The organism is Azospirillum sp. B4 (assembly GCF_000333275.1).
Lineage (GTDB): Bacteria > Pseudomonadota > Alphaproteobacteria > Azospirillales > Azospirillaceae > Nitrospirillum.
In genome coordinates this window covers 1-7841 of the sequence record NZ_BACU01000596.1, presented here as the reverse complement: position 1 = coordinate 7841, position 7841 = coordinate 1, and the positions used below count along the sequence as shown (strand labels likewise).

Annotated in this window: 7 protein-coding genes; 4 read left to right on the top strand and 3 right to left on the bottom strand. The window is 67.2% G+C overall.

Annotated elements, in window-relative coordinates; translation table 11 throughout:
- A partial coding sequence (locus I55_RS26930) for an OB-fold nucleic acid binding domain-containing protein (protein WP_044563816.1) occupies positions 1 to 724 on the bottom strand: 724 nt, incomplete at its 3' end.
- A 158-nt stretch (positions 725 to 882) separates the two neighbouring features.
- On the opposite strand from I55_RS26930, the gene I55_RS26925 reads away from it, so the two are divergent.
- From I55_RS26925 to mfd, 4 genes are read left to right on the top strand one after another with little or no spacing between them, the layout of a single operon-like run.
- Positions 883 to 1152, top strand: a complete 270-nt coding sequence (locus tag I55_RS26925) for a CopG family ribbon-helix-helix protein (protein ID WP_044563815.1) — start codon at positions 883 to 885, stop codon at positions 1150 to 1152.
- Positions 1153 to 1160: 8 nt separating this feature from the next.
- Entirely contained in the window at positions 1161 to 1448 is a 288-nt protein-coding gene (locus I55_RS35085) for a type II toxin-antitoxin system RelE/ParE family toxin (RefSeq protein ID WP_083901465.1), read from the top strand.
- 41 nt (positions 1449 to 1489) lie between these two features.
- Positions 1490 to 1783 (top strand): succinate dehydrogenase assembly factor 2, encoded by a 294-nt coding sequence (locus tag I55_RS26920; protein WP_044563814.1) that lies wholly within the window; start codon positions 1490 to 1492, stop codon positions 1781 to 1783.
- Between the two features lie 35 nt (positions 1784 to 1818).
- Positions 1819 to 5487 carry a transcription-repair coupling factor gene (gene mfd / locus I55_RS26915; RefSeq protein ID WP_252181337.1) on the top strand — a complete coding sequence of 1223 codons (3669 nt, stop codon included), beginning with the start codon at positions 1819 to 1821 and terminating at the stop codon, positions 5485 to 5487.
- A 55-nt stretch (positions 5488 to 5542) separates the two neighbouring features.
- Here mfd and I55_RS26910 read toward each other — a convergent pair whose 3' ends face one another.
- Both I55_RS26910 and I55_RS33545 read right to left on the bottom strand, forming a co-directional pair.
- Positions 5543 to 6502: a two-component system response regulator gene (locus tag I55_RS26910; RefSeq protein WP_199902743.1), complete on the bottom strand. Its 960-nt coding sequence runs from the start codon at positions 6500 to 6502 to the stop codon at positions 5543 to 5545.
- 17 nt (positions 6503 to 6519) lie between these two features.
- A partial coding sequence (locus I55_RS33545; protein WP_148293995.1) for a hybrid sensor histidine kinase/response regulator occupies positions 6520 to 7841 on the bottom strand: 1322 nt, incomplete at its 5' end.

The window sequence follows — 7841 nt, the reverse complement described above, 5'->3', positions numbered from 1 at the left end:
GCCGCTGGTGCCAGCGCACCAGCGCCAGGCCCAGCTGATTGGACAGCAACTCGTCATAGGCCAGGCGCTGGCGCAGGGGGGACAGCGGGTTGACGTCCTTTTCCCCCTTGGGGTCGTGCGCGGCGGTCAGCGCCGCCTTCCACGCGGGCCAGCCCTGGCGCTCCAGCCAGGCGGGATCCTGCCATTCCTCCAGCTCCGGGGTACGGGCCAGGGCCGCCTGGATGGCCGTGCGCAGCGGCTTGGGGTTCAGGCCGCCGGTCAGGGGATAGACCGCCTCCACCTCCTGCGGCGGGACGCCTTCCTCGACCGGGGCGAAGTGGTCGGGGTGGGGCATCTGCAGCAGGCCGTTGTAGCGCTCGACCTTGCCGCTGATCACCACCATCTTGCCTTGGGGCAGGCGCTTCTCCAGCCAGTCGCCCTTCACATGGAAGAACACCAGCTCCATCTCCCCGGTATGGTCGGTGCAGCGCACGCGATAGGGGCGGTGGCGCTGCACCGGCGGCATGTGACCGTCCACCCGCACCGTCAGGGTGACGATGCGGCCCTCCGGCGCCTCATTGATGCTCGGCGCGTTGGCGCGGTCCAGCACGCCGGTGGGCAGGTGCCACAGGATGTCCGCCACATGCGGGCCGGTCAGCCGCTCCGCCAGCTTGCCCAGGCGGGGGCCCAGGCCCGGCAGGCTGGTGATGGGGGCAAACAGGGGATAGAGGACGGGCGGACGCAACGGAGGGCTCCAGGACGCAAAACCGTGGGCATATGCCTATATGTTAGCGGGGCGGCTTGTCGACCGCCTACCGTCGTGGGGGCTCTTGGGCGGTGAGGTGTGTTTACGATGTGTTCTTATTGGGGTATGATGAGACCATTCCAAGCGGCGGGGCCGGCATGACCAAGATGATGTCTGACAGCATAAGGCTGGAGCCTGAGCTCAACGACCAAGTGACCGCGCTGGCGGAAGCTTTGGACCGATCGCCGTCCTGGGTGGTTGAACAAGCTGTCCGGGATTATCTCGCGGTCCAGGAAGGGCACCTGGCGGCCATTGACCAGGGGCTGCGGGAGGCTGACGCGGGTTTGCTGATTCCCCATGAAGAGGTTGCCGCGTGGATTGAGTCGCTGGGCACACCTGGCGAATTGCCCATTCCCAGGCCGAAATAAGGTCTGGTATGCGCCTTCATTGGTCCCCCTCGTCCTTGAGGGACGTGGTGTCCTTGCAAACCCATATCGCCCAGCATGATCCGCAGGCTGCGGAAAGTCAGCTTCGGCAAGTTGTTATGGCGGCCAAGGGGCTGGTCCGGTTTCCGGAGATGGGAAGGCCGGGACGGCGCCCCGGCACGCGAGAGCTTGTCGTTACCCGAACTCCGTATCTGATCGCGTACAGGATACGGGGTGACAGGATTGACATTCTGCGCGTACTTCATGGCCGGCAGCTTTGGCCGGATGCCTTGAAGTAAGTTCGGTCGCTTGCGCGTTCCTATCATCAAGGCTTCCAATCATGTCCACCGACACCCTGTCTGAAACGCTTCCGACCGAAGACGCCCTGGCCGTGCGCCGCAAGCGCCTGATCTTCCGCAGTTGGCATCGCGGGATGAAGGAGATGGACCTGCTGATGGGCACCTTCGCCGAAAAGCATGTGCCCGCCTTCACGGTGGAACAGCTGGACCGGTATGAGCATTTGCTGGATCTGAACGACCCGGACGTCTTCGACTGGCTGCTGGGGCGTGCGCCCTTCCCGGATGACCTGGACGCGGACCTGATGGCCCTGCTGCAGGCCCACCGCGTCGCCTGACCTGTCCCTTACCGCCTAACGCTTGGCTGTTTCCCATGCCCGACACCGTCCTGCCGTCCACCTTGCTTTCCAGCCTCAACCCCGACACGCCGCGCCGCCTGCTGGTGGCCGGCGCGCCGGAGGGGCATGACGCGCGCGTGCTGGCCGACCTGGCGCGGCGGGCGGGGGCGTCGGGCCTGATGCATGTGGCGCTGGATGACACGCGCATGGCCCGGGTGCAGGAGGCCCTGGCCTTCTTCGCGCCCGACGTGACGGTGCTGCCGTTCCCGGCGTGGGACTGCCTGCCTTATGACCGCGTTTCACCCAATGGCGACATCGTGGCCCGGCGCATCGAGACGCTGACCACCCTGCTGGGCGCGCGGCCGAAAGGCCCCTTCATCGTCCTCACCACCCTGAACGCCGCCCTGCAGAAGGTGCCGCCGCGCCTGGCCTTCCGCAACGCCACCTTCAGCGCCAAGGTCGGCGGTCGCGTCAACGTGGATGAGCTGCAGCGCTTCCTGGCCAACAACGGCTACACCCGTGCCCAGACGGTGCGCGAGCCGGGCGAGTACGCGGTGCGCGGCGGCATCATCGACCTGTTCCCCCCGGCGACGCCGGAGCCGCTGCGCCTGGACCTGTTCGGGGATGAGCTGGAAGGCGTGCGCGCCTTTGATCCCATGACCCAGCTGACCACGGAGAAGCGGGCGGGCGTGGACCTGAAGCCGATGTCGGAGGTGTTCCTGGACGACCCCTCCGTCCAACGCTTCCGCACCGGGTACCGGGAGCTGTTCGGCGCCGTCACCGACAGCGACCCGCTGTATGAGGGCATCAGCGCCGGGCGCAAGATGCCGGGCATGGAACACTGGCTGCCCCTGTTCCACGCCGGCCTGGACACGCTGTTCGATTACGTCCCGGCCGCCATGGTCAGCCTGGACGCGCAGGCGGAGGAGGCGCGCGACAGCCGCCTGTCCCAGGTGGCGGACTTCTATGACGCCCGCCGCACCTTCCAGGAGGTGGAGAAGAAGTCGGGCACGCCGGTGTACAAACCGGTGCCGACCGCCAGCCTGTTCCTGGACGGCGATGCGTGGGACCGGCACCTGGCCCTGCGCTGCGTCGCCCAGCTGTCGGCCTTCGCGGCGGTTGAGGGGGGCTCCAACCCCAATCTGGTGGACGCCGCCGGTCGCCGGGGGCGTGACTTCGCCGATGCCCGTGCCAATCCGGACGTGAACGTTTTCCGCGCGCTGGGCCAGCACATCGACCAACTGCACGCCGACGGCCGCCGCGTGGTGGTGGCCGGCTACAGCCAGGGCGCGCGCGACCGCCTAGCCAAGATGCTGAAGGAACATGGCATCGACCCGGCCTTGACCGCCGACAGCTGGGCCGAGGTCGGGGCGCTGGCGGTGAAGGCCACCGCCGTCATCGTTCTGGGCATCGACAACGGCTTCGCCACCGACGACCTGGCGGTCATCACCGAGCAGGACATCCTGGGCGACCGCCTGGCCCGCCCGTCGCAGAAGAAGCGCCGCGCCGCCAACTTCATCGCGGAGGCGGCCAGCCTGTCGCCGGGCGACCTGGTGGTCCACGTCGACCACGGCATCGGCCGCTATGACGGGCTGGAGACGCTGACCGTCACCGGCGCCCCGCACGACTGCCTGCGCATCCTGTACGATGGCGGCGACAAGCTGTACGTGCCGGTCGAGAACATCGAGGTGCTGTCCCGCTTCGGCTCCGAGGAATCCGGCGCGCAGCTGGACAAGCTGGGGGGCGTCGGCTGGCAGTCGCGCAAGGCCCGGGTCAAGAAGCGGCTGAAGGACATGGCGGACGCGCTGCTGCGCATCGCCGCCGAGCGCGCGCTGCGCAAGGCCCCCCCCATCGAGGTGCCGGACGGCGTGTATGACGAGTTCGCCGCCCGCTTCCCCTATGCCGAGACGGACGACCAGCTGAAGGCCATCGAGGATGTGCTGGAGGATCTGAACTCCGGCCAGCCCATGGACCGCCTGGTGTGCGGCGACGTCGGCTTCGGCAAGACCGAGGTGGCGCTGCGCGCCGCCTTCGTCGCGGCCATGAGCGGATTGCAGGTGGCGGTGGTGGTGCCCACCACCCTGCTGGCCCGCCAGCACAGCCGCACCTTCGAGAAGCGCTTCGCAGGATTGCCCGTGCGCCTGGGCCAGCTGTCACGTCTGGTGACGGCGAAGGAAGCCAACCAGACCAAGGCCGGCCTGGCCGATGGCACCATCGACATCGTCGTCGGTACCCACGCCCTGCTGGCCAAGAGCATCCAGTTCAAGAGCCTGGGCCTGGTCATCGTGGACGAGGAACAGCATTTCGGCGTGAAGCAGAAGGAACGGCTGAAGGAGCTGCGCACCGACGTGCACGTCCTGACCCTGACCGCCACGCCCATTCCCCGCACCCTGCAACTGGCGCTGAGCGGCGTGCGGGAGCTGTCGCTGATCGCCACGCCGCCGGTGGACCGACTGGCCGTACGCACCTTCGTCCTGCCCTATGACCCGGTGGTGATCCGCGAGGCCATCCTGCGCGAGCACTACCGCGGTGGGCAGAGCTTCTATGTCTGCCCGCGCATCGAGGATCTGCCCAAGCTGCAGGAACGGCTGGCCGAGCTGGTGCCGGAGGTGAAGGTCATCACCGCCCACGGCCAGATGCCGGCGGCGCAGTTGGAGGAGGTGATGACCGCCTTCGACGAGGGCAAGTACGATCTGCTGCTGGCCACCAACATCATCGAAAGCGGCCTGGACATCCCCAGCGCCAACACCCTGATCGTCCACCGCGCCGACATGTTCGGCCTGGCGCAGCTGTACCAGGTGCGCGGCCGTGTGGGCCGGTCCAAGGTGCGCGGCTACGCCTATCTGACCTACCAGCCCAAGACGGTCTTGTCGCAGACGGCGCAGCAGCGACTGCACGTCATCGAGACGCTGGACAGCCTGGGCGCGGGCTTCCAGCTGGCCAGCCACGACATGGACATCCGGGGTGCGGGCAACCTGCTGGGTGAGGAGCAATCCGGCCAGATCCGCGAGGTGGGCGTGGAGCTGTACCAGCAGATGCTGGAGGAGGCGGTGGCCGCCGCGCGCGGTGGCCTGACGGAGGCCCAGGCGGCGGAGGAGCAGTGGACGCCGCAAATTCAGCTGGGCATGCCCGTGCTGATCCCCGAGGACTACGTCGCCGATCTTGGCATCCGCCTGTCGCTCTACCGCCGCGTGGCCGACCTGGTGGACCGAGCGGAGATCGACGCCTTCGCCGCCGAGATGGTCGACCGCTTCGGCACCCTGCCGGGGGAGGTGGAGAACCTGCTGCGCCTGGTGGAAATCAAGCGCCTGTGCCGCGACGCCGGCGTGCAGACCCTGGACGCGGGCCCCAAGGGTGCCGTCATTGGCTTCCGCGACAATAAGTTCAAGAACCCGGCCGCCCTGGTGGGCTTCATCCAGCAACAGGCGGGTACGGCCAAGATCCGCCCGGACCACAAGCTGGTGCTGCTGCGCCCCTGGGACAGCGCGGAGACGCGCCTGGACGGCGTGCGCAAGCTGATGAGCGACCTGGCCAAAATGGCGGCTGGCGAGGCGGTGAAGACCGACCCGCCCCCGCCACCACCACCTCCGCCGCCGCCCAAGCCCCAGGGCAAGCCCGTCTCCGCCTGGGGCCACAAGCCGCCGCTGCCATCAGCCAAGCTCAACCGGCCGGGCTTCTCGACGCCACCGAGGGGGCGGCGGTAGGGCACGCCGTTTTCCCTCTAGCCACGGGGCGCCTCATACGCTGAACCGCAGCTGTTCAGTCGGGCAATTCCGCGCGCACGGCCAGAAACTCGTCGGCGCAGGTGAGGAAGGTGTCGACGATCAGCGGATCGAAATGCCGGCCGGACTGTTCCCGGATATGCGCTACCACGTCGCCCGCCGGCCAGGCCGGCTTGTAGGGGCGGGGGGAAATAAGGGCGTCGTAGACATCCGCGACCGCGACGATCCGGCTTTCCAGCGGAATGTCATTCCCCTTGAGGCCGAAGGGATAGCCGCTGCCATCCCATTTTTCGTGATGTCCCACGGCGATCCGCGCCGCCATGCGCATCAGCGCCGACCGCTGCCCGCCGATGATGGCGGCACCCCGTTCGGGATGGGTGCGCATCAATGCCCACTCGGCTTCGTCCAGCTTTCCCGGCTTCAGGATGACCCGATCGGGGATGCCGATCTTGCCGACGTCGTGCAGGGGGGCCGTGATGGCGATCGCCTGGCACCCGACCTCGCTCCATCCCAGTTGCCGGGCCAACAGCTCGGAATAGCGACCCATTCGGCGAACATGGGCGCCGGTTTCGTTGTCCTTGAATTCACCCGCTATGCTCAGGCTTTCAAGCACGACGTTTTGGTCGATCATCGCGATATGATTGCGGACGCGGGCCCTGACCACCACCGGCGACACCGGCTTGGTCAGATAGTCCACGGCGCCGACATCGAAGCCCCGCGCTTCATCCATATTGTCGTTCAACGCCGTCACGAAGATGACGGGGATATGGCACAGGTCGCGGTCCGCCTTGAGGCGGCGGCAGACCTCGTATCCATCTATGCCCGGCATCATCACATCCAGCAGAATCAAGTCCGGCTGGTGGCGGCGAACACTGTCCAGCGCCTGTTCGCCGCTGCGGGCGAAGGCCAGGGTATAGCTTTCCGAGAGGATGCCGCGCAGCACCTCCAGGTTGCTCGGCTCGTCGTCGACGATCAGGATTTTCCAAAGCTTGCCCATGCACATGTTTCCTTCCGCTAGGGCGGCCCCGGAGCCGCGGCCAAGCCGTCGTCGCGACGGTTGGCCACCAACAGGCTGGCTTGTCCGAAGTCATAGTCGGCCATGAAATGACGCAGTTGGGCCACGGTATCCGGATGGCTGTGGACGATGCGGTCGAGCCACGGCTCCACCGCGTCCGGATCGTCCAGGCTCAGGGCGGCCATCAGCGCGTCGGCGATGGATGCCGGCAGCGGCGGCTCTTGCTGGTCCGATAGGGCGCCCTCATTCCCGCCAGGCCCCTGTGTGCCGTACTCTTCCGACAGCCGCCTGACAGACGCTTCCGCCGCCTGGATGGCCAGGACGAGTTCGGCGCCCAGCCCAGCCAACTCGGCCGCCGCCTCCGCCTTGAAGGCGTCGTTGCAGGCGCTGGCGATACGGAAGATGTCGGACAGGGCCAAATTGCCGGCGACCCCTTTCAGGGCGTGGCTGAATTCATGCCCTTGGCTCCAATCCCGGTCGGCGGCGAAGCGCTCCAAGCGCCCTGCAGCGTCGCCATACCGGTCGCTGAAGCCTAGCAAGGCTGTCAGATAGCGATCACGGTCGCCCCATCGCGCCAACCCGACCTCGAAGGCGATGCCGGGTGTGGGCCGCGCTGTCTTCGCAAGACCGGGCCCGCCCAGGCTGGGTTGGAGATTCTGGAGATTCTGGGTACCGCGCCCGCTCGCGACCGTGCTTTCCATGACCCGAAACAGTTCGGAAAAGTCTATGGGCTTGCCGATGACGGCGTTCATCCCGGCGCAAAAGCACTTCCAGCGCTCGGCCTGCATGACGCTGGCCGTCAAGGCGACGATGGGCGTCTGCTCCGCGCCGGCGGACTTTTCCAGCCGCCGGATTTCGCGGGTCGCGTCCAATCCGTTCATTTCCGGCATGTGCACGTCCATGAGGATGAGGTCGAAAGGTTGCGCCATCGCCCGCTCCACCGCTTCGCGACCGTTGCTGGCAGTGGTGACCTGATGGCCCTGCTGGGCCAAACGGGCGCATGCCAGTTCGATATTCTCAATGATGTCGTCGACCAGCAGGACCCGGAAGCTGCGCGGGGATGTCGCGGTGGCTTCGCCGATGAATGCCGTGTCATTCGGGACGACGCCTTCTGGTGCGGGGCGCAGTCGCAAGGTCACATGGAAGGTGCTGCCGATCCCCGGGGTGCTTTCGACCCAAATCCGGCCGCCCATGGCTTCGGCCAGCTGGCGGCAGATCGACACGCCTAGTCCGGTGCCGCCGAACCGTCGGGTGGTCGAACTGTCGGCCTGCACGAACGGGTCGAAAATGCGCGCAGCTTGCTCAGGCGTCATGCCGTGCC